At 40.1% G+C, this 22,613-nt stretch carries 21 protein-coding genes; 20 read left to right on the forward strand and 1 reads right to left on the reverse strand.

The window, feature by feature from the left end; translation table 11 throughout:
- The first annotated feature begins 35 nt into the window (after positions 1 to 35).
- The 7 genes from ygeW (at position 36) to EO112_RS05650 (ending at position 10,807) form a co-directional block, all read left to right on the forward strand.
- Positions 36 to 1,229, forward strand: coding sequence for a knotted carbamoyltransferase YgeW (gene ygeW / locus EO112_RS05620; RefSeq protein WP_009353272.1), 1,194 nt, complete (start codon positions 36 to 38; stop codon positions 1,227 to 1,229).
- An 86-nt stretch (positions 1,230 to 1,315) separates the two neighbouring features.
- A complete protein-coding gene (gene arcC / locus EO112_RS05625) occupies positions 1,316 to 2,251 on the forward strand; it encodes a carbamate kinase (protein WP_009353343.1) in 936 nt (311 codons plus the stop codon).
- 47 nt (positions 2,252 to 2,298) lie between these two features.
- Positions 2,299 to 3,627, forward strand: coding sequence for a putative aminohydrolase SsnA (gene ssnA / locus EO112_RS05630; protein WP_127163356.1), 1,329 nt, complete (start codon positions 2,299 to 2,301; stop codon positions 3,625 to 3,627).
- A 26-nt stretch (positions 3,628 to 3,653) separates the two neighbouring features.
- Positions 3,654 to 5,354, forward strand: coding sequence for a hypothetical protein (locus tag EO112_RS05635; RefSeq protein WP_062401580.1), 1,701 nt, complete (start codon positions 3,654 to 3,656; stop codon positions 5,352 to 5,354).
- A 31-nt stretch (positions 5,355 to 5,385) separates the two neighbouring features.
- Positions 5,386 to 6,687, forward strand: a complete 1,302-nt coding sequence (gene hydA / locus EO112_RS05640) for a dihydropyrimidinase (RefSeq protein ID WP_240629350.1) — start codon at positions 5,386 to 5,388, stop codon at positions 6,685 to 6,687.
- Positions 6,688 to 6,705: 18 nt separating this feature from the next.
- Positions 6,706 to 9,255 carry a selenium-dependent xanthine dehydrogenase gene (gene xdh, locus EO112_RS05645; RefSeq protein WP_126940408.1) on the forward strand — a complete coding sequence of 850 codons (2,550 nt, stop codon included), beginning with the start codon at positions 6,706 to 6,708 and terminating at the stop codon, positions 9,253 to 9,255.
- 151 nt (positions 9,256 to 9,406) lie between these two features.
- A complete protein-coding gene (locus tag EO112_RS05650; RefSeq protein WP_009353298.1) occupies positions 9,407 to 10,807 on the forward strand; it encodes a nucleobase:cation symporter-2 family protein in 1,401 nt (466 codons plus the stop codon).
- 132 nt (positions 10,808 to 10,939) lie between these two features.
- Here EO112_RS05650 and EO112_RS05655 read toward each other — a convergent pair whose 3' ends face one another.
- Positions 10,940 to 12,103: an aminotransferase class V-fold PLP-dependent enzyme gene (locus tag EO112_RS05655; protein ID WP_127163361.1), complete on the reverse strand. Its 1,164-nt coding sequence runs from the start codon at positions 12,101 to 12,103 to the stop codon at positions 10,940 to 10,942.
- Positions 12,104 to 12,222: 119 nt separating this feature from the next.
- Between EO112_RS05655 and yedE the strand changes: the two genes are divergently transcribed.
- From yedE to EO112_RS05720, 13 genes are all read left to right on the forward strand, one after another.
- Positions 12,223 to 13,275, forward strand: a complete 1,053-nt coding sequence (gene yedE / locus EO112_RS05660; RefSeq protein ID WP_127163363.1) for a YedE family putative selenium transporter — start codon at positions 12,223 to 12,225, stop codon at positions 13,273 to 13,275.
- Between the two features lie 18 nt (positions 13,276 to 13,293).
- Complete coding sequence (locus EO112_RS05665; protein ID WP_127163365.1) at positions 13,294 to 13,497, forward strand: sulfurtransferase TusA family protein; 204 nt, start codon at positions 13,294 to 13,296, stop codon at positions 13,495 to 13,497.
- 1 nt (position 13,498) lies between these two features.
- The gene (locus EO112_RS05670; protein ID WP_126940403.1) at positions 13,499 to 13,747 is read left to right on the forward strand and encodes a DUF3343 domain-containing protein; all 249 of its coding nucleotides are present in this window, start codon (positions 13,499 to 13,501) and stop codon (positions 13,745 to 13,747) included.
- Positions 13,748 to 14,000: 253 nt separating this feature from the next.
- On the forward strand, positions 14,001 to 14,789 hold the full coding sequence (locus EO112_RS05675) for a xanthine dehydrogenase family protein subunit M (RefSeq protein WP_127163368.1): 789 nt from the start codon (positions 14,001 to 14,003) through the stop codon (positions 14,787 to 14,789).
- On the forward strand, positions 14,780 to 15,235 hold the full coding sequence (locus tag EO112_RS05680) for a (2Fe-2S)-binding protein (protein ID WP_009353384.1): 456 nt from the start codon (positions 14,780 to 14,782) through the stop codon (positions 15,233 to 15,235). The genes EO112_RS05675 and EO112_RS05680 overlap by 10 nt, the downstream gene beginning before the upstream one ends.
- A complete protein-coding gene (locus EO112_RS05685) occupies positions 15,232 to 17,517 on the forward strand; it encodes a xanthine dehydrogenase family protein molybdopterin-binding subunit (RefSeq protein WP_127163370.1) in 2,286 nt (761 codons plus the stop codon). Before EO112_RS05680 ends, EO112_RS05685 begins: the two co-directional genes overlap by 4 nt.
- A 22-nt stretch (positions 17,518 to 17,539) precedes the next feature.
- Positions 17,540 to 18,295 (forward strand): selenium cofactor biosynthesis protein YqeC, encoded by a 756-nt coding sequence (yqeC, locus tag EO112_RS05690; protein WP_127163372.1) that lies wholly within the window; start codon positions 17,540 to 17,542, stop codon positions 18,293 to 18,295.
- Positions 18,286 to 18,939 (forward strand): NTP transferase domain-containing protein, encoded by a 654-nt coding sequence (locus tag EO112_RS05695; RefSeq protein ID WP_127163374.1) that lies wholly within the window; start codon positions 18,286 to 18,288, stop codon positions 18,937 to 18,939. Before yqeC ends, EO112_RS05695 begins: the two co-directional genes overlap by 10 nt.
- Entirely contained in the window at positions 18,914 to 19,717 is an 804-nt protein-coding gene (gene yqeB / locus EO112_RS05700; protein WP_127163376.1) for a selenium-dependent molybdenum cofactor biosynthesis protein YqeB, read from the forward strand. Before EO112_RS05695 ends, yqeB begins: the two co-directional genes overlap by 26 nt.
- Positions 19,718 to 19,721: 4 nt before the next feature.
- Positions 19,722 to 20,447 (forward strand): XdhC family protein, encoded by a 726-nt coding sequence (locus EO112_RS05705; RefSeq protein WP_127163378.1) that lies wholly within the window; start codon positions 19,722 to 19,724, stop codon positions 20,445 to 20,447.
- Positions 20,437 to 20,751, forward strand: a complete 315-nt coding sequence (locus EO112_RS05710; protein ID WP_009353318.1) for an XdhC family protein — start codon at positions 20,437 to 20,439, stop codon at positions 20,749 to 20,751. The genes EO112_RS05705 and EO112_RS05710 overlap by 11 nt, the downstream gene beginning before the upstream one ends.
- 102 nt (positions 20,752 to 20,853) lie before the next feature.
- Positions 20,854 to 21,681 carry a diadenylate cyclase CdaA gene (gene cdaA, locus EO112_RS05715; RefSeq protein WP_009353264.1) on the forward strand — a complete coding sequence of 276 codons (828 nt, stop codon included), beginning with the start codon at positions 20,854 to 20,856 and terminating at the stop codon, positions 21,679 to 21,681.
- Positions 21,678 to 22,607, forward strand: a complete 930-nt coding sequence (locus tag EO112_RS05720) for a YbbR-like domain-containing protein (RefSeq protein WP_127163380.1) — start codon at positions 21,678 to 21,680, stop codon at positions 22,605 to 22,607. The genes cdaA and EO112_RS05720 overlap by 4 nt, the downstream gene beginning before the upstream one ends.
- The last annotated feature ends 6 nt before the right edge of the window (positions 22,608 to 22,613 follow it).

Here is a 22,613-nt window from a genome sequence, read left to right on the forward strand (position 1 = left end):
TTATAAAGCTATAAATTATTAATGAGGTGCAAAAAATGGCAGATTTCAAAAAATGTGTAGACGCATTAGCTAAGTTAGACACAAAAAACATGTACAACAATGACTTCTTCTTGACTTGGGAAAAAACAGACGACGAATTACAAGCTGTTTGGGCTGTAGCTGATGCATTACGTGCATTGCGTGAGCGCAATATCTCTACAAAAGTATTCGACAGTGGTTTAGGTATCTCCTTATTCCGTGATAACTCCACTCGTACTCGTTTCTCCTTCGCATCTGCTTGTAACTTATTAGGTTTAGAAGTACAAGACTTAGATGAAGGAAAATCTCAAATCGCTCATGGCGAAACTGTACGTGAAACAGCTAACATGATCTCCTTCATGGCTGACATCATCGGTATCCGTGATGATATGTATATCGGTAAAGGTAATGCATACATGCATGCAGTAGCTGATGCAGTAGAAGAAGGCCATAGAGACGGTGTATTAGAACAACGTCCTACATTGGTAAACTTACAATGTGATATTGACCATCCAACACAATTGATGGCTGATACAGCTCACCTTATCAATGAATTTGGTGGACTTGAAAACTTAAAAGGTAAAAAAGTGGCTATGACTTGGGCATACTCCCCATCCTATGGTAAACCGCTTTCCGTACCACAAGGTGCTATCGGTTTATTCACTCGTTTAGGTATGGAAGTTGTATTAGCGCATCCAGAAGGATACGAAGTAATGCCAGAAGTTGAAGAAGTTGCTAAAAAACAAGCACAAGCTAGTGGCGGATCTTTCAAACGTACAAACGACATGAAAGAAGCTTTCAAAGATGCTGATATCGTATATCCTAAATCCTGGGCACCTTTCGCAGCAATGGAAGAAAGAACTGACTTATATGGCAAAGGCGATACAGCAGGCATTAAAGAATTAGAAGGTCGTTTATTAGAACAAAATGCACAACATAAAGATTGGGCTTGCACAGAAGATATGATGAGTCTTACAAAAGACGGTAAAGCATTATACTTACATTGCTTACCAGCTGATATCACTGGCTTAAGCTGTGAAGAAGGTGAAGTTGACGCATCCGTATTTGATCGTTATCGTGTACCTCTTTACAAAGAAGCAAGCTATAAACCATATGTAATTGCTGCTATGATTTTATTAAGCAAATTTGAAAATCCAGTAGAATTATTAAAAGAGCTAGAAGAAAAGGGAACAGAAAGAGTTCTCCGCTAAGAGCAAAGGGGCTGTCTGTTCAGACAGTCCCTTATTTTAATCCCTACAAAGTAGTTAGGAATATATACACCATAGAGAGGTACCCTATGAAAAAACGTGTTGTTATCGCTTTAGGGGGCAATGCCCTAGGCAATACATTACCAGAACAAATGATTGCGGTGAAAGAAACATCGAAAGCAATCGTAGATTTAATTGAAGCAGATTGTGATGTGATCGTTACTCATGGTAATGGCCCTCAAATCGGTATGATCAATAATGCTATGGCTGCATTAACTAGAGAAGTAGAAGGTCAACCTAATACTCCGTTGTCTGTATGCGTAGCCATGAGCCAAGCGTATATCGGATATGATTTACAAAACGCATTGCGTGAAGAGTTGTTGAACAGAGGTATTACAGATTTACCTGTGACAACAATGGTTACACAAGTTCGTGTAGATGCAGATGATCCAGCATTCTTAGATCCAACAAAACCAATTGGTCACTTTATGACAAAAGAAGAAGCTGTACATGCAGTGAACCAATATGATTATGTGGTAAAAGAAGATGCAGGTCGTGGCTATCGCCGTGTAGTAGCATCTCCAGCGCCAAAAGAAATCATTGAATTACAAGCTATCAAAGGCTTAATCGGTCATGAATTAGTAATCGCTTGCGGTGGTGGCGGTATCCCTGTAGTTCGTGAAGGCAATCATTTAACAGGTGCATCTGCAGTTATTGATAAAGACTGGACTAGTAGCTTACTAGCACAAGAAGTTGATGCAGATGTATTGATTATCTTAACAGCTATTGAAAAAGCAGCGATTAATTATGGTAAAGAAAACCAACAATGGTTAGAACATATTACAGTAGAAGAAGCACAAAAACATATCGACAATGGTGAATTTGCAGCAGGCTCTATGAAACCAAAAATGGAAGCAGCTGTAGCTTTTGCTAAATCTAAAGCAGGTAGAAAAGCAATTATCACACAACTAGAAAAATCTAGAGAAGGTATTGAAGGAAAAACAGGCACTCACATCGAATTATAATAGTAGTATTTCATTGAATACTGTTTTTCATAGAAAGGAGCCTATCTATGATTTTATTAGGAAAAGGAACTGTCGTTACACGCAATCCATTACAACCGATTATTGAAGACGGTGGCGTATTAATGGATGGCACTAAAATTGTGGCAGTAGACTCATACGAAACATTGCGCAAACAATATCCAAAAGCATATCGAGTAAATGCTCATGGGCGCTTGATTATGCCTGGTTTTGTCAATGCTCATCACCATATTTATTCTGCCTTAGCCCGCGGATTATATATCCCTGGTAATAACCCAACAAATTTTAAAGAAATTTTAGATGGATTGTGGTTCTACCTAGATAAACGTCTTGCTAAAGAAGACGTCTGGGCAAGTGCTATTGTGACCTATATGGCATGTATCGAAAATGGTGTGACTTCCATATTTGACCATCATGCAAGTTATGGGGAAACAGAAGGTAGCTTATCTGTTATTAGCGAAGTTGCTCAAGACTTCGGCGTTCGTTCTTGCTTGTGCTATGAAGTAAGTGATCGGAATGGACAAGAGGAAATGGAGAAAGCTGTAGCAGAAAACGTACGCTTTGGTAAAGAAGCAAAAGAAAATCCTGAAACAATCGCAGCTATGATGGGGTTACATGCATCTTTCACATTGAGTAAAGATACATTGGCTTATGTTCGTGAACAAAACGTAGACAATTTGGGATATCACATCCATGTAGCAGAAGGTACTACAGATCAAGAAGATAGCCAAGAGAAATATGGTATGCGCGCAGTGCATCGCTTGCATGAAGATGGCATCCTAGGACCAAAAACGATTGCTGGACATTGTATCCATGTAGATGATAGTGAAGTAAAGGTATTAGCTGAAACTGGCACCATGGTGGCTCATAATCCAGAAAGTAATATGGGTAATGCGGTAGGAGCACCTAATGTATTAAAACTTATGGAAGCAGGTATTCCAGTGGGTCTTGGTACAGATGGATATACTAGCGATATGTTAGAATCCTACAAAGTAGCAAATTGCTTAGTGAAACATAACATGCAACATCCAAATGTTGGTTGGACTGAAATTCCACATATGTTATTCAACACTAACCCAGCAATGATTGAAAAATTCTTCTCTGTAAAAGTTGGTACCTTGACACCGGGGGCAGAAGCAGATGTAATTGTTTTAGATTATATTCCTAGAACAGATTTACATGCTGATAATATTAATGGTCATTTACTATTTGGCCTAAATGGTCTTAATGTAATTACAACTATTTCTGGTGGTAAGGTACGTATGCTAGATCGTCAATTATGTGGCATGAATAAAGAAGAATTGCTACGAGAAGTACGACAAATTTCCCATCGTTTATGGAAACGATTAGTCCCATAATACACTTTCAGTAAGGAGTGAATACTATGAGCGATATCATGTATCCGGTAAGTTTCGGACATTTAATGAACCATATTCTAACAGAATATGCTACCCACAATCGAGTATATAATGTGGAGCGCATGCACACAACAGGTACGGATCAACGGTTATCCTTATTTGGTCGTAACCTGGAAAATCCATTAGGCCCTGCAGCAGGTCCACATACTCAATTAGCTCAAAACTTAGTAGCAGCCTATGTTGGGGGTTCCCGATTCTTAGAATTAAAAACAGTACAAATTATGTTCGGTGAAGAATTGGGTATCCCAAGACCATGTATTTATTCAAAAGATGAAGCATACAATGTGGAATGGTCCTCTGAGTACCATTGCCATGCAGCTGCTGATGAATACATTAAAGCATGGTTTGCTATTAAATTAATTAGTAAAGAATGGGGCATCGGCGATCCAGATGGATTCATCTTTATTATGAGTGTTGGCTACAACTTAGCGGGCATTAAAAGTGAAGATGTAGATTCCTATATGGAATGTTTACGTGCAGCACGTACTAAACCAGTTTGGAAAGAATGCGAAGAATGGGCATTAGCTAATGTACATCAATTTAAAAATGTAACAGAAGAGTACATTCGAAATATTGATGACAACATTTGCCAAGGTATTACATTATCCACAATGCACGGCTGTCCTGCAGGCGAAATTGAATCGATTTGTACATACCTAATGAAAGAAAAACATCTAAATTTATATCTAAAATGTAATCCAACATTATTAGGCTATGATCGTGTAAGAGAATTATTAGATCAAGCAGAATTTGGATATATTGATTTTGATGCACATCAATTTGAAGTAGACTTATCTTTTAAAGAAGCAGTGCCAATGATTGAACGATTGTTGACGATTGCAGAAGAAGAAGGTTTAGTGTTCGGTGTGAAACTGACAAATACATTCCCTGTTTCGATTCACGAAAAAGAATTACCAGGTGAGCAAATGTATATGTCTGGTAAATCCTTATTACCATTATCTATCGGTGTAGCTCAATTATTGAGTGAAACATTTGGCGAACGCTTACCAATGTCTTATAGCGGTGGTGCAGATGCGAAAAATATTGCAGCTTTATTCCGCACAGGTATTTGGCCAATCACAGTATGTACAACCTTATTACAAGGTTTAGGTTATAACCAATTGGATAACTTGGCTAAATTAGTAGAAGCAGAAGATTACGATACTGCTAAGGTAATTAAACCAACAGAAATCAAATCTTTTGCGGAGGCAATGGGAACAGCTCCAACATACAAAAAATCTGCAGCTGCTAAGAAAAAACGCGAAGAGCAACCAGGTTTCCCAACAGCTCATGACAAAAATCATGAATGCCGTGTTGTATGTGGTACTTGCGTACGTGTATGTCCAAATAGAACGAATGAATGTATTACTGTAGATGGTAAAAAATTAATTATTCATATTGATGAGTCTTGTAATGAATGTGGTAACTGTGCTTGTCATTGCGTACAACCATGTTTCCCATATAAAGATAAATTGACATATTTTATTGATGAAGAACGCTTATTAGCAAGCGATAATGACGGCTTTTATATTCAAGGTAAGGAATGCGGATATCGTTTCCAAGGCGCTACGGGTCGCACAGCGATTGATGCCTTACCAGAGGTGTTGAAAGGAGTTGTGGAAGCGTTCATTAAAGAACTTCCATATTATATCTATGATACTCATTGAACAAGGATATCTTGTACTCCCAACGGGAGTCATGCAAGGGACGATAGCAATTGAAAACGATACAATTGTAGAGGTAGCTCCTCATATTGAGGCAAAACCAGGAGATGTACGAATCGATGCAAAAGGGCGCTATGTGTTGCCTGGAGGAATCGATACACATACCCATTTTGAAATGACCAACGCTTTTGCCACCACGGCAGACGATTTTGAAAGTGGTACAAAAGCAGCCATTATGGGGGGGACCACGACGATTATTAATTTTGCATCGCCTTTTGAAGAATCTTTGTTAGAAGGTTTGCGACGCGATAAGAAACGGGCGGAAGGACGTTGCTCTTGTGACTATAAATTTCATATGGAATTATTAGATATGAATGAGCAAGTAGCAGCGGAAATTCCTAAGGTCGTTGAAGAAGGCGTCGCATCCTTCAAAGTATATATGGCCTACAGCTTTAGTATTGACGATCGGTCAATTTATGAAGCAATCAAAGCAATCGCCCCAACCGGTGCGTTGGTGGCAGCCCACTGTGAGAATGGAGCGATGATTGCAGCTAAGGTACAGGAAATGAGAGAGGAAGGAGATACAGAAGCAAAGTATCATCCGCTTTCAAAACCAGATACCATAGAAGCAGAAGCAATGCATCGTTTCATTCGACTAGGGGAATTAGCAGATTATCCAGTACATATTGTACATGTGAGCTCTGCAGCAGGATTAGATGTGATTGAGGAACGCAGAAAGAATGGGGCAAAAGTGACCTGTGAAACCTGTCCTCAATACTTATTACTGACAGATGAATTGTATAATCAGCCGGATGGAAAAGGATTGAGATATATCTTAAGTCCACCTCTTAGAAAACAAAGAGATGTGGAGATTTTGCAAGCAGCGGTAGAACGTGGAGTTTTCCAAACTTTATGTACGGATCACTGCAATTATACATTAGCGCAAAAAGCGCAGGGTCTTGGTGACTTTACGAAAACACCAGGTGGTTTGCCAGGTGTAGAAGAGCGGATGATTCTAATGTGGGATATGTTTGTTCATAGTGGACGAATCGACCCGGTAGAATATATGAAATTAACTAGCGAAGCACCAGCTAAGTTATATGGATTATATCCAAAAAAAGGAACGTTACAGGTAGGAAGTGATGCGGATATTGTGATACTTTCACCAGATGTAACAGAATGTATGACTTCGGATAAAACTCATAGTCGGTCAGATTATACACCTTATGAAGGAATGACTGTACATGGTCGAATAGATGATGTATTTTTACGTGGGCACCATGTGGTGCAAGATAGAAAATTAGTGGAAGCCTATAAAGGGGAATTCCAACAATAATTGGAGGGAGGTCTCTGTATGTACCGATTTCAAGTTAACGGTATTTGGCGTGAGGTGGAAGAAGATAAACGACTAATGGATTATCTTCGTGATGACCTACGCTTAACCGGAACAAAGGACGGTTGTAGTGCAGGTGCTTGTGGAGCTTGTACAATTCTCATTGATGGGAAAAAGGTAAAAGCTTGTATAGGTAAAGTTTCGCAAATGGAAGGCAAATCAATTATTACCATTGAAGGCCTTACAGAACGTGAAAAAGAAGTGTATGTATATGCTTTTGCGGAATGTGGAGCTGTACAATGTGGTTTCTGTATTCCAGGCATGATTATCAGTGCTAAAGCATTATTGGACACTACATTAGAACCTACAAGGGCAGATGTTCAAAAAGCTTTATTAGGAAATATTTGTCGTTGTACAGGATATGTAAAAATTGAAGATGCTATTTTATTAGCTGCTCGTTTATTTAAAGAGAACGCACCAGTTCCTAAAAATGATGCAGATGGTACTGTAGGATCTCGCTTACATCGTATAGATGCAGCTGAAAAAGCATTGGGTACAGGATTATATGCAGATGACATGGTGGTAGATGGCATGATTTATGCCAAAGCGATTCGTTCTAAATATCCACGTGCTCGTGTTGATGCAATCCATATTGAAGAAGCTTTGGCACATCCTCAATGTGTGACTGTATTAACGGCGAAAGATGTACCTTTCAATAAAACAGGTCATATTGTTCCTGACTGGGATGTTATGATTGCAGAAGGAGATATTACTCGCTATGTAGGTGATGCTATTGCTGTAGTAGCAGTAAAAGAGAAAAAATATTTGCAAGAAGTATGTAATTTGGTAACGGTAGATTATACAGAATTAAAACCTGTATTAACTCCAGAAGAAGCTTTGGCAGAAGATGCACCATTATTACATCCAAATGGAAATATCCTATCTCATCAAGCGTTAAATCGTGGGAATGCTGATGAAGTCATTGCCAATGCGGCTCATGTGGTAACAAGACATTACTCTACACCACAAACAGATCATGCATTTATGGAACCTGAGTGTGCAATTGCTGTGAAAACAGAAGATGGCATACAATTATACACAGGTGGACAAAGTATCTATGATGAGCAACATGAAGTATCTCGTATGTTAGGCTTGGAAGAATCTCAAGTTAAGGTACATAGTATGTTAGTAGGTGGCGGTTTCGGTGGTAAAGAGGATATGAGTGTGCAACATCATGCAGCACTTGTAGCTTGGAAAACTGGACTTCCAACGAAAGTACAATTAACTCGTCAAGAAAGTTTAGATGTACATCCGAAACGTCATGCTATGGAAATGGATATTACTACGGCATGTGATGAAAATGGTAAATTGTTAGCTACAAAAGTTAAAATTGTATCCGACTGTGGTGCTTATGCATCTTTAGGTGGCCCAGTATTACAACGGGCAGGTACACACTCTAGTGGACCATATAATTTTGAACATTTCTCTATGGATGGTATTTGTGTGTATACGAATACTGTACCAGGTGGTGCATTCCGTGGTTTTGGTGTAACACAAACTATATTTGGACAAGAGATCAATATTGACTTACTAGCTAAAGAGGTAGGCATGGATCCTTGGGAATTCCGTTATAAAAATGCGGTTCGCCCTGGTGATTACTTGCCGAATGGACAATTATGTACACCGGATACTGGTATAGCTGAATGCTTAGAAGCAGTAAAAGATGCATACTATGCGAGTGATCGAACAGGCCTTGCGATTTGCTTGAAAAATAGTGGGGTTGGTGTAGGATTGCCAGATACTGGTCGAGTTATTTTAGAAGTCCGTGATGGTAAAGTACGCATCCGTACATCTGCTGCATGTATTGGTCAAGGTGTAGGCACAGTGGCATCTCAGATTGTATGTGAAGCCACAAAATTGTCTCCAGATCAAATTATAGTAGAAGCACCAGATACGGAACGTACACCAAACTCTGGAACTACAACAGCATCACGACAAACGGTATTTACAGGGGAAGCAACACGTAGAGCGGCTATAAAATTAGCAGAATTGTTAGCCACTAAAACGTTAGCTGAACTTGAAGGAATAGAAGTTTATGAAGAGTTCCTTGGCGTTACGGATCCATTTGATTCGGACAAAGATCATCCTAAGAGCCATGTGGCTTATGGATATGGAGCTTGCGTAGCTACGATTGGAGATGATAACAAAGTAAGTGAACTTCATGTGGCCTATGATGTAGGACGAGTTGTAAACCCACAATCTTGTGAAGGGCAAGTAGAGGGTGGAGCTATCATGGGTATGGGCTATGGTGTAACAGAAGACTTCAAGTACAATGAAGGTAAGGTAGTTACAAAATATGGCACATTAGGCTTGTTAAGAGCTACACAACGTCCAGAAATTAAATGTACATTCATAGAAAAAGGTACACCAGACCAATATGCATATGGTGCTAAAGGTATTGGGGAAATCAGTAGTATCCCAATTGCTCCAGCTATTGCCAATGCATATAATCGTTTGGACGGTATGGAACGTCGTTCTTTACCACTTGAGAAAACTGGATATCGAAAATAATCAGTAAGGGAGAGAGTGTGCTCAGTCTATGAAGTTCGATGTTGTAGCAAGTATGGGAGTGCTTGCTACTTCATCAGATGATGTCTAAAATTCAAAACATGATATAAGCATAAGACTAGTATATTCTATTAAGTAATATGAGGTGATTCATATGGCACATCAAATTCAGGGAGTTAATCATGTAGACGGAATGTTACCAATTCCTAAATTGTTTGCTTACGGTTTACAACACGTATTGGCAATGTATGCAGGAGCAGTAGCGGTTCCAATTATCATAGCACAAGCTATGGGGTTATCAGAGGCGCAGTTGATTCAATTAATTAACGCAGATTTATTTACTTGTGGTATTGCCACTTTGATCCAAACGTTAGGATTTTGGAAAATCGGCGCAAAAATTCCTTTGATTCAAGGGATTACATTTGCTGCGGTATCTCCAATGATTTTAATTGGTCAAGAGCATGGTATGACAAGTATTTACGGGGCCGTTATCGTAGCCGGGATAGTCACATTCTTGATTTCTCATCTATTTAGTCGTTTAATCCGCTTTTTTCCACCTGTAGTTACAGGTACTATTATTACAATTATCGGTATTACATTAATGCCTGTATCCGTTCGTTGGGTAGGGGGAGGTAACCCTAGTTCACCTGAATTTGCGAGTCCAATTAACTTGCTACTGGCTACCTTAACATTGGCAATCGTAGTAGCAGTGTATCGATTTGGTAAAGGATTCTGGAGTAATGTAGCAGTTTTAGTAGGTTTAGTAGTTGGAACATTAGCGTCAATGGCACTGGGTGTAGCTAACTTAGGGGCCGTTGGTCAAGCAGAATGGTTTGCAGTCGTAACACCATTAGCGTTCGGATGGCCAACATTTGAATTTTCCTCTATTATTTCTATGGTCATTGTTATGCTTGTTGTTATGACAGAAACGACTGGTGACTGTATTGCAATTGGTGAAATCGTTGAGAAACCAATTGGTAAAAAAGAATTGGCTGATTGCTTACGTGCAGATGGTTTTGCAACTATGATTGGTGGATTCTTAAATAGTTTCCCACATACAGCATTTGCGCAAAACGTAGGTTTAGTAGCTGTAACAAACGTAAAAAGCCGTTTCGTAGTAGCTGCTTCTGGTGTTATTTTAGTAGCATTAGGATTATTCCCTAAAATGGCAGCGGTTGTAGCAAGTATTCCTAACCCTGTATTAGGTGGCGCTGGTATTGCTATGTTTGGTATGATTATTGCGAGTGGTATTCGCTCTTTATCTAAAGTACAATTTGATGGTACTTACAATCTTATGATTGTAGCCATCAGTATTGGTGTGAGTATGATTCCGTTAGCAGTACCAAGTTTCTATAATCATTTCCCTGAATGGTTAAAAATTGTTCTTCATAGTGGTATTACATTCGGTAGCTTAATGGCAGTCATTCTTAATGTATTGTTAAATGGCTATGGCAATGAAACGCATGTGGTCCAAAAAACTCGTCGTGAAAAAGCGATTGCTCGTTTGGATAAATGGAAAGCAGAACGTAAAGTTCGTAGAAATCAATCTATTTAATCAAAATACTGTATATGGTTAGACTTAGGTTACATATATAAGTGCTTTCTTTATACAGAAAGTAGCACGAAAATAGGTAAGCACCAATTATATGTATAATTGGTGCTTACTTTATTTTTAATATGTAATATTCTAGCTATAAGGGTGTTTGTGTTGTAATAGATCTAAGCTATTTAATATAGTATCTACTTCATCAGCTGTGTTGTGGTAGCCAAAGGAAAAGCGAACTGTTCCTCTAGGATAGGTACCTAGTACTTGATGAGCAGTAGGAGCGCAGTGCAACCCAACTCTAGTGATAATATGATAATCTTGTTCCAGTTTGTGAGCCAGTTCTGCTGGATCACAATGAGTAGGAGAAATAGAAATCACGGCTATCCGATTTTGAATGTCGGGAATTCCGTGAATAGTATATTTCGATAATTCTTGCAAACCACATATGAATTGCTTGGTCAAAGACAATTCATGTTGGTAAATACTCTCGATACCTATTGTATTGAGATAGGATAGACTAGCATGGAGGCCGAGGATTCCAGGAATATTGGGCGTACCTGGTTCAAAGCGATCGGGAAAGGTAGTGGGAATCTCTAAGGTATGAGAAAAACTGCCTGTGCCACCACTTAGTATGGGCTGTATTTGATGAGCTACATCTTTAGTAAGGAGAAAGCCGCCGATGCCTTGAGGTCCAAGTAACCCTTTATGACCAGTAAAGCATAGAATGTCGATATTCATATCTTTCATATGGATAGGTAAGATACCAGCTGATTGGGCAGCATCTACGATACATAATAGATTGTGTTCTCTGCAAAAAGCTCCGAGTTCAGCGATAGGTTGTATGGTACCGCATACATTAGAGACATGAGTCACTAGAATAGCCTTTGTAGTAGGTAAGAGAAGTGATTCTAAGGTGGAGGTAATCATTTTACCTTGAGGTGTGCTTGGAATAGTGGAGTAAGAAACACCTTTCATAGATAATTGATGGAGCGGACGCATGACTGCGTTATGCTCTAAACTGGAGATTAGGAGGTGATCACCAGCGGAAAAAAGACCTTGTAAGACCATATTTAGACTAGTTGTCACATTGGGAGTAAAGATGATGTATTTTGGACTAGGTCCACCTAATAGTTGTTGTAACTGTTGGCGTGTTTCTAGGATCAAACGTTCCACTTGGTACGCATCTTCGTTAGAGGAGCGATGAACAGAAGCTCCATTATAGGAAATGTAATCATACATAGCTTGCGCTACAGTGGGCGCTTTCGGGAAAGAGGTACTGCTATTATCTGCATAGATAGACTTCATAATTATAACTCCTTTTAATATGTATATTATAATTAGTATAAAGTAATGCGTGCAAAATATCAATTTGTAGGGACTGAAGTAAACTAGTCGAAGAGGTAATGTTTAGTAGGAGAGGTACTATGAGTGTAATAAGTGAAAAGCAAAGAATTATTATTGCTGGATTAATTATTGGTGCGATTGCTAGTTTGTTAGTGCTAGCGGGAAACCCACAAAATATGGGTTTTTGTATTGCCTGTTTCATTCGTGATTCTGTAGGTGGCTTGGGTCTGCATAGAGCAGCACCAGTTCAATATATTCGACCAGAGATTATTGGATTAGTGTTAGGAGCCTTTTTATTATCTTGGTTCCGTGGAGAGCGATCTGCTAAAGGTGGTTCCGCTCCAGCAACACGATTTACCTTAGGATTCTTTACTATGATTGGTTGTCTTATTTTCTTAGGATGTCCATTCCGTATGATTTTGCGCTTAGCAGGTGGTGACTGGAATGCAATCATGGGTCTATTAGGATTCACAGGTGGTATTGCAGTAGGCACAGTATTCTTAAAACGTGGTTATTCCTTGGGTAGAACCTATATTGTATCTAAAATGGACTCCTATATTATGCCAGCAGCACAGGTGATTCTATTAGGTCTTGTGGTGGCAGCGCCAGCGTTCATTTTCTTTACTGAAAAAGGACCAGGTGCCATTCATGCTCCGTTGTGGATTTCTTTGGCAGCTGGTTTAGTAGTAGGTGGCTTGGCACAATATAGCCGTCTTTGTATGGTAGGTGGTATCCGGGATATCATTCTATTTAAAGAAACAAAATTAATTCTTGGTTTTATTGCAATTCTTGTAGCAGCGTTCCTAGTGAACATTTCTGTAGGTAACTTCCATCCTGGTTTTGTGAAACAACCAATTGCGCATACAGATGGATTGTGGAACTTCTTAGGTATGGCCTTGGCAGGTTTATGCTGTACATTAATGGGTGGTTGTCCATTGCGTCAATTAATCTTATCTGGTGAAGGTAACTCCGATTCCACAATTACAGTAGTGGGCCTAGCAGCAGGCGCAGCATTCGCACATAACTTTGGATTAGCAGCCACTGGTACAGGTGTTCCAGTAGCGGGCCAAATTGCGGTAGGTGTAGGTTTTGTGATTGCCTTAGTAATTGCTGTTAAAAATATGCGTAAATAGGAAACATAGGAGGTAAGCATGATTGATGTAAGAGGACTATCTTGTCCAGAACCAGTTATTATGGTACAAAAAGCAATGGCATCAGGTGAAAGTCAATATACTGTGCAATCTGATTCTAAAACAGCGGTAGAAAATATTACTCGATTTGTATTGGCTCAAGGTTATACAATCGTGTCTAAAGAAGAGAATGGTGAGTATATCCTCACTGTTACAAAACAATAATATGGAATATGTAGCAACATTTTATTCTCATTTTGGAGCTATACAATTTGAACAGTTTTGTAAACAAAGAGCGATTACTGTACATTTACAGCCTGTACCGAGGTGGTTAAGCTCTTCTTGTGGTACATGTGCAATTTTCCAAGTGGATCGATGCATTGTTGAAGACATTCCTGAAGATATTTTAGAAGATATAGAGCAGGTTGTAGAGAAACAAACAGAAGGATATAGAGAGATCTATAAAAGTAATTAAACATCTTGCAAACTATATCTCATATAAAGTTGATATTAGGCATACATAAACTTAGTCTCGAATAATGATAGATTCATTGTAGTTCGAAGTAGTTTGTGTATGCCTATTTTTATAGCAATGATTGTGAGTAACATATGATGTATATGGATTATGCATATATAGATGCTTAGTATCTGAGATAATTCATATGCCAAAATCTTCATATACATGGTACAATAAGGATATAGAGATGTTGGAGTCAGGAGGTATAAGTATGCTTATGTTTATGCAAGTGCAACAGCCTAAAACAGTAGAAGAGGCACATGCACTCATGGTGAAGCAAAAGATGGCACCTATCTTAGCTGGTGGTTGCTGGACGCGATTGGGAAATCGTAAATGGCCTATGGTGATTGACTTGTCTGAATTAGGTCTCCGTTATATTGTAGAGGACGAAACGGAATACCGCATTGGTGCCATGGCTACACAACGAGATGTAGAGGTGTACGAACCATTTAAAACATTCTGTAGAGGAGTGCTCCCAAAAGCTGTGAAAGATATTTTAGGTGTTCAATTCCGCAGTATGGCTACCATGGGGGGATCGGTAGCAGCAAAGTTCGGTTTCTCTGATATTATTCCTGCCTTATTAGCATTACGAGCAGAAGTACGTTTGTTTGAAGCGGGCCGTATGCCGATAGAACAATATTTAACGTATGGAACAAGAGATTTATTACTTGAAATTATTGTGCCAAAACAAGAAGTACCCGTAGCGATTGAAGCATTACGGAAATCTACTTCAGATTTTCCTTATTTAACGGGATCTGCACGATTAGATGATCAAGGCTACTCGGTATATATTGGTTGTCGACCAGGTAAACCAGCATTAGCTGCGAAATCCTGCCAGATTATTAATGAAAAAGGATTGGATGCTTTGGATGAAGCGGTAATCTTGATTCAAGAGGATTTATCCTTTCAAAGTAACTCACATGCAAGTGCAGAGTATCGCTTAGAGATGGCAAAAAACATGTTTAAACGATTGGTAAAAGAGGTGGCACAATGGAAATAATGTTACAAGTGAACGGAGTGAAACGAAATATTCTCATCGAAACGGATGAAATGTTATTAGAAACATTGCGTAACTTAGGCTTTTACAGTGTACGTTGCGGCTGTGATACAACAAACTGCGGTTTATGCACTGTATGGGTAGATGGTGATCCTATATTATCTTGTGCATACCCTACATTCAGAGCTGTGGGTCATGAAATCACTACCTTAGAAGGTGTAGCGGAGGAAGCTGCAGAATTAGCGGATTGTTTGGCTGAAGAAGGGGCTGATCAATGTGGCTACTGTACAACTGGCATGATGATGAGTGCCATTGCATTAAGCCGTAAATACCCAAATGCTACTGATGAGGAAATTAAAGCTTACCTAAACAACAATTTATGCCGTTGTACTGGTTATGAATCGCATATGCGAGGGATTCGTAAATTTTTAGGAGGCAAAACACTATGAAACATTTAGGACAAAGTTATAAAAAAACAGACTCCACAACGATTTTAAGTGGTAAAGCCGCCTATACAGAAGATTTTATTCCATCCAATGCCTTATGTATTAAGATACTTCGCAGTCCTCATGCCTTTGCTAAAATTGTGGATATTAATATTGATGCCGCTTTAAAAATACCTGGTGTGGAAGCAATATATACCTATAAAGACGTGCCACAAACTCGATTTACCTTAGCTGGTCAAAGTTATCCAGAGCCATCTGCGTATGATATGTTGATTTTAGATCAAGTGGTTCGCTATGTGGGGGATGAAGTAGCTTTAGTCGTGGCTGTGGATGAACGGACAGCATTGAAAGCTATGCCTCTTATCAAAGTAAAATATGAGGTCTATGAACCAGTCTTGGATATGCATACAGCTATCGATCATCCTAGCATCATTCACGCTGAAGATGACTTTCACTATAACTTCCCAGTAGGAGGAGACCCTAAGCGAAATATTGCTTGTTCCTATAGTCATGTAGTGGGTGATTTAGAAACGGAATTGGAAAAATGTGATTATGTGGTAGAAGAGTCTTACTTTGACCAAGCCACCTTACAATCGGCGATGGAAACTTTTAGGACCTTTGCTACCATAGACCAATTTAATCGTCTTGTGATTACAAGTTCGACACAGGTACCATTCCATATTCGTAGACATGTGGCGCATGCTTTGGGGCTTTCTGCGGCTCAAATTCGTGTTATCAAGCCTCGTATTGGCGGTGGTTTTGGCTCTAAACAAACGGGTTGTACAGAAATGTTCCCAGCTTTTGTCACATGGAAATTAAAAAAACCATCCTATATCGTATACGATCGTCACGAAGCGAATAACTGTTCCACTAGCCGACATGCAAGGGATTGGAAAGTTCGTGTAGGTGCCACAAAAGATGGTATTATCCAAGTTATTGACATGGTAGCTGTATCCGATGCAGGAGCACATGGTAGTCATGCGTTGACAACTTTCACAGCAGGAGAACATAAATCCTTGCCTCTATATAACAAAACGAAAGCGATTCGTTATGAATCTAATGTAGTGTATACAAACCATATGCCAGGCGGTGCGTTCCGTGGGTATGGTGCTACAGAAGCCTTGTGGCCACTGGAGTGTGCTATTACGAAGTTGGCGCATGCTATGGGTGTGGACGAAATTGATTTACGATTGAAAAACTTAATTGGTGTAGGGGAAACTGCGCAATCCTTCCATCCAGGTGAAGTGTTGGCATCTGGTCTATTGAAAGAAGCCATCCAAAAAGCGAAAGAAATGTCTCACTGGGACAATCGTCCAAAATCATGGAAAATCGATGACCGCTATAGGGGTGGTTTAGGAGTAGCTCTTGCGTTCCAAGGATCGGGGATTGCCAATATTGACTCTGCCTCGGTAGAAGTGCGCATGCTTGATGACGGTACGTATATGTTATTTACGGGGTCGACAGATATGGGCCAAGGATCCAATACGGCGTTAGCACAAATTGCTTGTGAAACTTTGGGCTGTCCCATGGATATGATGGTTGTCTATGAAGCAGATACTGACGTAGTACCATTCGATCCGGGATCTTATGCATCGAGTACGACTTATGTGACAGGGACTGCTACGAAACTGGCTTGTGATGAGTTGAAAGAAAAAATCTTGCAAGAATTTGGTCGTATCTTAGAAGTGAATCCAAGTACACTTTCGTTTGATGGGGAAAAAGTGTGGACTGAAGATGGTTCCAAAACAATGACTACTAAAGAGTTAGCACCGAAACTTGTATCAGGCCCGAAAGGACATTACTTAAGCGGTATGGCTACTTGGGGTAGTCAAACATCTCCACCTCCTTTCATGGTGGGTATTGCAGAGGTGAAAGTAGACCTTGAAACTGGTAAAGTAACGCCTGAAAACTACTATGCGGTAGTTGACTGTGGTACTGTTGTCAATAGAAACCTAGCCACTGTACAAACAGAAGGTGGTGTTGTGCAAGGTATCGGTATGGCATTATATGAAGAAATTCGCTATTCGTCTCGTGGTGTGTTAGAAACAAACAATTTCATGCATTATAAATTACCAACACGGTTAGATACTGGTAATGTTCGTGTAGACTTTGTGGAATCCTATGAACCAACTGGTGCTTACGGTATTAAATCCATTGGGGAAGTTGTTATCAATACATCTTGTCCAGCTATTCAAGGGGCTATCTTGAATGCTACAGGTGCTGAGGTCACTACATTGCCAATGATTCCAGAACGCGTATATATGGCGTTACAAAAAAATAAGTAGAGTAAGTAATAGGAGAGTCAAGATGAGTGATAGGAAGTACTGGGAGTCCTTACTAGAACCTGGGATACTTGCTGTCGTAGGGGCTGGTGGCAAAACAACTGTTGTATCTAAACTAGGTGCTGTGGCAGTTAGTCTAGAGCGACCAGTAGTGGTATCGACTACAACAAAGATGGGATCTGAACAAGTGGCTCCTTGGAACCCCTACTATGGGGATGACCTAACACTTGGTGAAACTCATATAGAACAACAATTGGCACAAGGACGGATGGGTTCTTGGTTTCAATCCGTAGCAGGTCATAAGGTACTAGGATTAGATCCAGAGTTGCTAGATAGAGTACAAGAGCGTCATCCAGATTGGTCGATTATCATAGAGGCAGATGGAGCGAAAACTAAGTGGTTAAAAGCCCCTAAACCTCATGAACCAGTGATACCGACTAAAACGGCGACTACCATTGCAGTAGTGAATATGCAGGTGTTAGGCAAACCGCTCACAGAGGACTATGTACATCGCATAGAAGAAGTACAGGCTATCATGGAGATTCCATTAGGGGATAGGATAACTCCAGAAGGAGTTGTGAGACTGCTACGACACGAGCAAGGTGTCTTTCAATATGCTCGGGGGAAACGAATCGTATTCTGTACAGGTTGTGATACGGTGGATTCAACAGTGGTGGATGCATTTTTACAAGCTTTGCAATCCCTTTCATTGCACAAAGTGGTGTTGGCTAATGGATATCGTGAAAATTGTTGCATACAAAGGATACTAACATGGCAATAGGATGTGTATTATTAGGGGCTGGACAATCGAAGCGTATGGGATGTGCTAAGCAATTGTTGACCTATCAAGGACATACCTTGCTAGAGAGTGCCCTCTCGAAGTATAGCAGGATACAACCTCTAGCGGTAGTTATTGACCCATGTATGGGTGTGGAGGATATGGTGCATAAGGTACAGGGGATTCCTGTGCCTAATGAGCATCCACAATGGGGGCAGGGCACATCTATCCGATTAGGAGTAGAGGCCTTATTGCAATGGGAACACACACAGAAAGAACGTTTAGAGGCAATCGTATGTGGTGTGATTGACCAACCTCTATTGAATGTGCAAGTCATTGACGACTTGTGTAATACTTTCAGAGACATTGGCGACGAGAAAGCCATTGTACAACCACAGTATGGACCGAACCAAGAACGAGGTAATCCCGTAGTATTTGGGAGATATTGGGCGGATGCATTACGCTTAATTACTGGAGATATGGGAGGGCGTGTCATTTTGAGAGGTGAAGGAGCTCCTCATGTTACATATGTATGGCTTGAAAGGCAATGCACTATGCATAGTGGTATAGATGTTGATACGAAAGAAGACTATGATCGTATTGTGAGCGAAGGAGGACGTTATGAAACCAATGATTCTCATCCGTAGCGGTGGAGATGTGGCATCTGGCGCTATTTATCGATTGTGGCGAGCAGGGTATCCTGTTGTGATTAATGAAATTACGATTCCTACCATGATTCGTAGAGAAGTGTCCTATGGGAATGCAGTGCATCGAGGGGAAATGATCTTAGAGCGATTGCGCTCACGTCATGTACCCTTACAAGATGTAGCGAAATTATTAGCTAGTCGGGAAGCAATTCCTGTGGTCACTGAGCCTTATGAAACAGTACTAACCACGATGAAGCCAACTATTGTAGTGGATGCCATTTTGGCGAAGCGAAATGTGGGAACTCAAAAAAGTGATGCTCCTTTAGTCATTGGATGCGGTCCCGGATTCAATGCTGGCAAGGATGTGCATGTTGTAGTTGAAACTATGCGTGGTCATACCTTAGGACGATGTATTTATGAGGGTCCAGCTTTAGCCAATACGGGGATTCCTGGAAATGTGGGAGGCTATACTCATGAACGAGTGATAAAGTCCCCAACGGAAGGTCTATTTGTAGCGAAAAGTCATATTGGAGATCAAGTAGAGGCGGGTTCTATCATAGGCTATGTAGAGGATGTACCAGTGCATGCAAAAATTACCGGCACTTTACGAGGTATCTTAGCCTCTAATATATTAGTAACGAAAGGCTTTAAATTAGCGGATGTGGACGCACGATGTGAAGAGAGCCATTGCTTTACTATATCAGATAAAGCATTAGCTGTCGGCGGTGGTGTGATGGAGGCCATCACTGCTTGGGAATATGAGCAGATAAAGGAGTAGTACCATGAATCTGATTGATATTGCGCAAGAACGTATGGCAAAGGATGAATCATCGTTGATTGTAACGATTTTATCTGGAGAGCGACAAGGCGATAAAGTGATGTATAGCCATACTGGTGACGTGGTGTATGGCAATGCTATTGAAGGCTTTACAGTACCTCAAAGAATAGAGCCACAATTATTTTCTATTGAAGATATGGAGTGTTTCCTACAACCAGTAGAAAAAGATCCGGAAGTCCTCATACTAGGAGCTGGTCACGTAAGCCGTTGTGTGGCTGACCAATTTTTATTCATTGGTTGTGGCGTTACCGTAGTGGATGACCGATCGGAATACTTACAAGAAAACTTTTTTGATTCTCGTGTAAAACGAGTGCATTTAGATTTTAAATCATTAAAGGATAATTTAAACCTTCATGCGTATACGGGCATTGTGGTAGTCACTAGAGCTCATGAGTTCGATAGTATATGCTTGCACCAAGTGCGTCATGTGTTGCCAACCTATGTGGGTGTGATGGGCAGTCAAAAACGTATTTTCCATGCTTTTGAAGTGTTGAAAGAAGAAGGATGGACACAGCAAGAGCTAGATATGTTATATGGCCCTATTGGATTAGATTTAGGAGCCCAAACTCCAGAAGAGATAGCACTATCCATCGTAGCAGAATACATGGCGGTGTCCTATCGTAAACAAGGCGGTTTTTTATCGAAAAAGAGGTATGCACATGAAGTATGAGTTTATAGAATATCTACAACAACATAAGCAAGATACATTGGCAGTGACAACGATTTTACAAACTCATGGCTCTACACCACGTAAAGCGGGTACTACTATGATTGTGCATCCTGATGGATCTATCTTTGGCACCATTGGTGGTGGCCGTGCGGAAAATGAAATTCGTTTGAGTGCGGTAGATGCATTAAAAAAGAAAGAACGTTTTCGTCGTATTTATGTGGATTTGAACGATGATGTGGCGATTAAAGAAGGTATGGTCTGTGGCGGTAACATGGACGTACTCATCGAAACTTACCATGTATAACCAATAGGTTTACTAGAAAAAAATACCAATATAGGATACAATAAAAGGGTACATGCATGAGCATGTACCCTTATTTGTATTAGAAAGGATAGGAGATATTCTATGCTGTTTCAATTACAAACTACATTAGCCACATTGCGGTTCTTAGATATCGTAGATATTATATTTGTAGCGACGCTATTTTATTGGTTATATCGTCTAGTTAAAAATACAAGAGCCTTAGGCTTATTAAAAGGCTTGGGTGTGTTAGTTGTTCTTAATATTGTGGCACACTTCATGGGTTTGCATACCATAAGTTGGATTATGCAACAAAGTGTGGCAGTCCTTATGATTGCGTTACCTATTGTATTTCAGCCAGAATTACGACGTCTCTTGGAACAATTGGGTAGTGGTACTGGATTTTTCTCATCCCGTACTAAAATTTCTAAAGAAGAGCTCACATCCATTGTGAAAGAAGTAGTTATTGCTTGCCGTAGTATGTCTCGTCGCAAGATAGGGGCTCTCATGGTCTTTGAAAGAAACATGAAGTTAGATGTATTATCCATGCAGGGGACTCGTATCGATGGACTTGTGACCAGTGAACTACTGATGAATCTGTTTTATCCGAAATCTCCTCTTCATGATGGAGCGGTTATTATTCGTAACGGTCGTATTGAGACTGCCGCAAGCTTACTTCCAGTAAGTCAAAATCGTGATGTGAGTAAAGAATTGGGTACACGACACCGTTCAGCCTTGGGGCAAAGTGAAGAAAGTGATGCCTTAGTGGTAGTGGTTAGCGAAGAGACGGGACAAATTTCTTATGCCTTAGGAGGGCAGATTCACCGTGGTGTCACAGAAGATACGTTGCGCACAGTTATGTTGTCCTTATTGGAGCCAACACCAAGTGCAGTCAGTTCTTTACTTAAGATAAAACGAGGTGAATCGAAATGATGCATTGGATAACAGGTTTAAAACATAATTGGGGGATGAAATTATTTTGTCTATTTTGTGCCATTGGTATGTGGGTATTTGTTATGAAGGACCAAAATCCTGTGATAGAGATGACATATACTGTACCAGTACAAGTGCAAAACTTGGATCCTAACTATTTAGTAGAAGGTGTACCTACGGAAGTGCGTGTCCATTTACGAGGACCTCGCAATGCTATCTTTGATATTAATCCGTCTGTACTGAAAGCCTATGTAAATTTAAAGAATGCTCATGTAGGACAGGAAAATATAGCCATTAACTTTACAGCACCTACAGGGACTTTCATTGACAGTATGACCCCTGAAAATGTAACCGTTACGGTGGATGAATATATGGTAAAAGAATTGCAAGTGCAGGCACAACCATTGGGGACAGTGCCTAATGACATTGCCATTAAAGAGTCTAAAATTATGCCTACGACGGTAACTATTGCGGGGCCAGCTCACCTTGTGAGCAAGGCTACTTATGCGGTGATTCGGATTAATTTAGATAAACATCGTGAAAGCTTTACTGAAGTAGGAGAAATTCTGCCAGTAGATACATCTGGAAATGTGGTAGAAGGTCTTACGGTTACACCAAAGGGAGCTCAAATTCAATATGATTTAGAGCGTATTCGTATGGAGAAAAAAGTACCTGTTCAAGCCAATGTAGTAGGTAATGTGCCAGTTGGATATACAGTGAAACGAGTGGTAGTGGAACCAAAAGAATTGACGATTGTAGGAAAAGAATCCATTTTAAATGGTATTGATGGAGTGAAAACCATTGATATTCCAGTCAATGGCGCTACAGGTAGTTTTACGGGGAACTATAGCTTTGTATTACCAGAAGGTGTGACTACGTCGACAGACCGAGTTGTAGTAAAAGTAGAAATAGAACCTCATATGTAGGAGATT

Origin of the sequence: Veillonella sp. VA141 (assembly GCF_003992175.1) — a bacterium.
In the GTDB taxonomy this organism is placed as follows: Bacteria; Bacillota; Negativicutes; order Veillonellales; family Veillonellaceae; genus F0422.

What these genes read in the sequence shown, in the direction of transcription:
- ygeW (WP_009353272.1), top strand. Translation starts at nt 36, where the DNA reads ATGGCAGATTTCAAAAAATGTGTAGACGCATTAGCTAAGTTAGACACA.
- arcC (WP_009353343.1), top strand. Translation starts at nt 1,316, where the DNA reads ATGAAAAAACGTGTTGTTATCGCTTTAGGGGGCAATGCCCTAGGCAAT.
- ssnA (WP_127163356.1), top strand. Translation starts at nt 2,299, where the DNA reads ATGATTTTATTAGGAAAAGGAACTGTCGTTACACGCAATCCATTACAA.
- EO112_RS05635 (WP_062401580.1), top strand. Translation starts at nt 3,654, where the DNA reads ATGAGCGATATCATGTATCCGGTAAGTTTCGGACATTTAATGAACCAT.
- hydA (WP_240629350.1), top strand. Translation starts at nt 5,386, where the DNA reads ATGCAAGGGACGATAGCAATTGAAAACGATACAATTGTAGAGGTAGCT.
- xdh (WP_126940408.1), top strand. Translation starts at nt 6,706, where the DNA reads ATGTACCGATTTCAAGTTAACGGTATTTGGCGTGAGGTGGAAGAAGAT.
- EO112_RS05650 (WP_009353298.1), top strand. Translation starts at nt 9,407, where the DNA reads ATGGCACATCAAATTCAGGGAGTTAATCATGTAGACGGAATGTTACCA.
- EO112_RS05655 (WP_127163361.1), bottom strand. Translation starts at nt 12,103, where the DNA reads ATGAAGTCTATCTATGCAGATAATAGCAGTACCTCTTTCCCGAAAGCG.
- yedE (WP_127163363.1), top strand. Translation starts at nt 12,223, where the DNA reads ATGAGTGTAATAAGTGAAAAGCAAAGAATTATTATTGCTGGATTAATT.
- EO112_RS05665 (WP_127163365.1), top strand. Translation starts at nt 13,294, where the DNA reads ATGATTGATGTAAGAGGACTATCTTGTCCAGAACCAGTTATTATGGTA.
- EO112_RS05670 (WP_126940403.1), top strand. Translation starts at nt 13,499, where the DNA reads ATGGAATATGTAGCAACATTTTATTCTCATTTTGGAGCTATACAATTT.
- EO112_RS05675 (WP_127163368.1), top strand. Translation starts at nt 14,001, where the DNA reads ATGCTTATGTTTATGCAAGTGCAACAGCCTAAAACAGTAGAAGAGGCA.
- EO112_RS05680 (WP_009353384.1), top strand. Translation starts at nt 14,780, where the DNA reads ATGGAAATAATGTTACAAGTGAACGGAGTGAAACGAAATATTCTCATC.
- EO112_RS05685 (WP_127163370.1), top strand. Translation starts at nt 15,232, where the DNA reads ATGAAACATTTAGGACAAAGTTATAAAAAAACAGACTCCACAACGATT.
- yqeC (WP_127163372.1), top strand. Translation starts at nt 17,540, where the DNA reads ATGAGTGATAGGAAGTACTGGGAGTCCTTACTAGAACCTGGGATACTT.
- EO112_RS05695 (WP_127163374.1), top strand. Translation starts at nt 18,286, where the DNA reads ATGGCAATAGGATGTGTATTATTAGGGGCTGGACAATCGAAGCGTATG.
- yqeB (WP_127163376.1), top strand. Translation starts at nt 18,914, where the DNA reads ATGAAACCAATGATTCTCATCCGTAGCGGTGGAGATGTGGCATCTGGC.
- EO112_RS05705 (WP_127163378.1), top strand. Translation starts at nt 19,722, where the DNA reads ATGAATCTGATTGATATTGCGCAAGAACGTATGGCAAAGGATGAATCA.
- EO112_RS05710 (WP_009353318.1), top strand. Translation starts at nt 20,437, where the DNA reads ATGAAGTATGAGTTTATAGAATATCTACAACAACATAAGCAAGATACA.
- cdaA (WP_009353264.1), top strand. Translation starts at nt 20,854, where the DNA reads ATGCTGTTTCAATTACAAACTACATTAGCCACATTGCGGTTCTTAGAT.
- EO112_RS05720 (WP_127163380.1), top strand. Translation starts at nt 21,678, where the DNA reads ATGATGCATTGGATAACAGGTTTAAAACATAATTGGGGGATGAAATTA.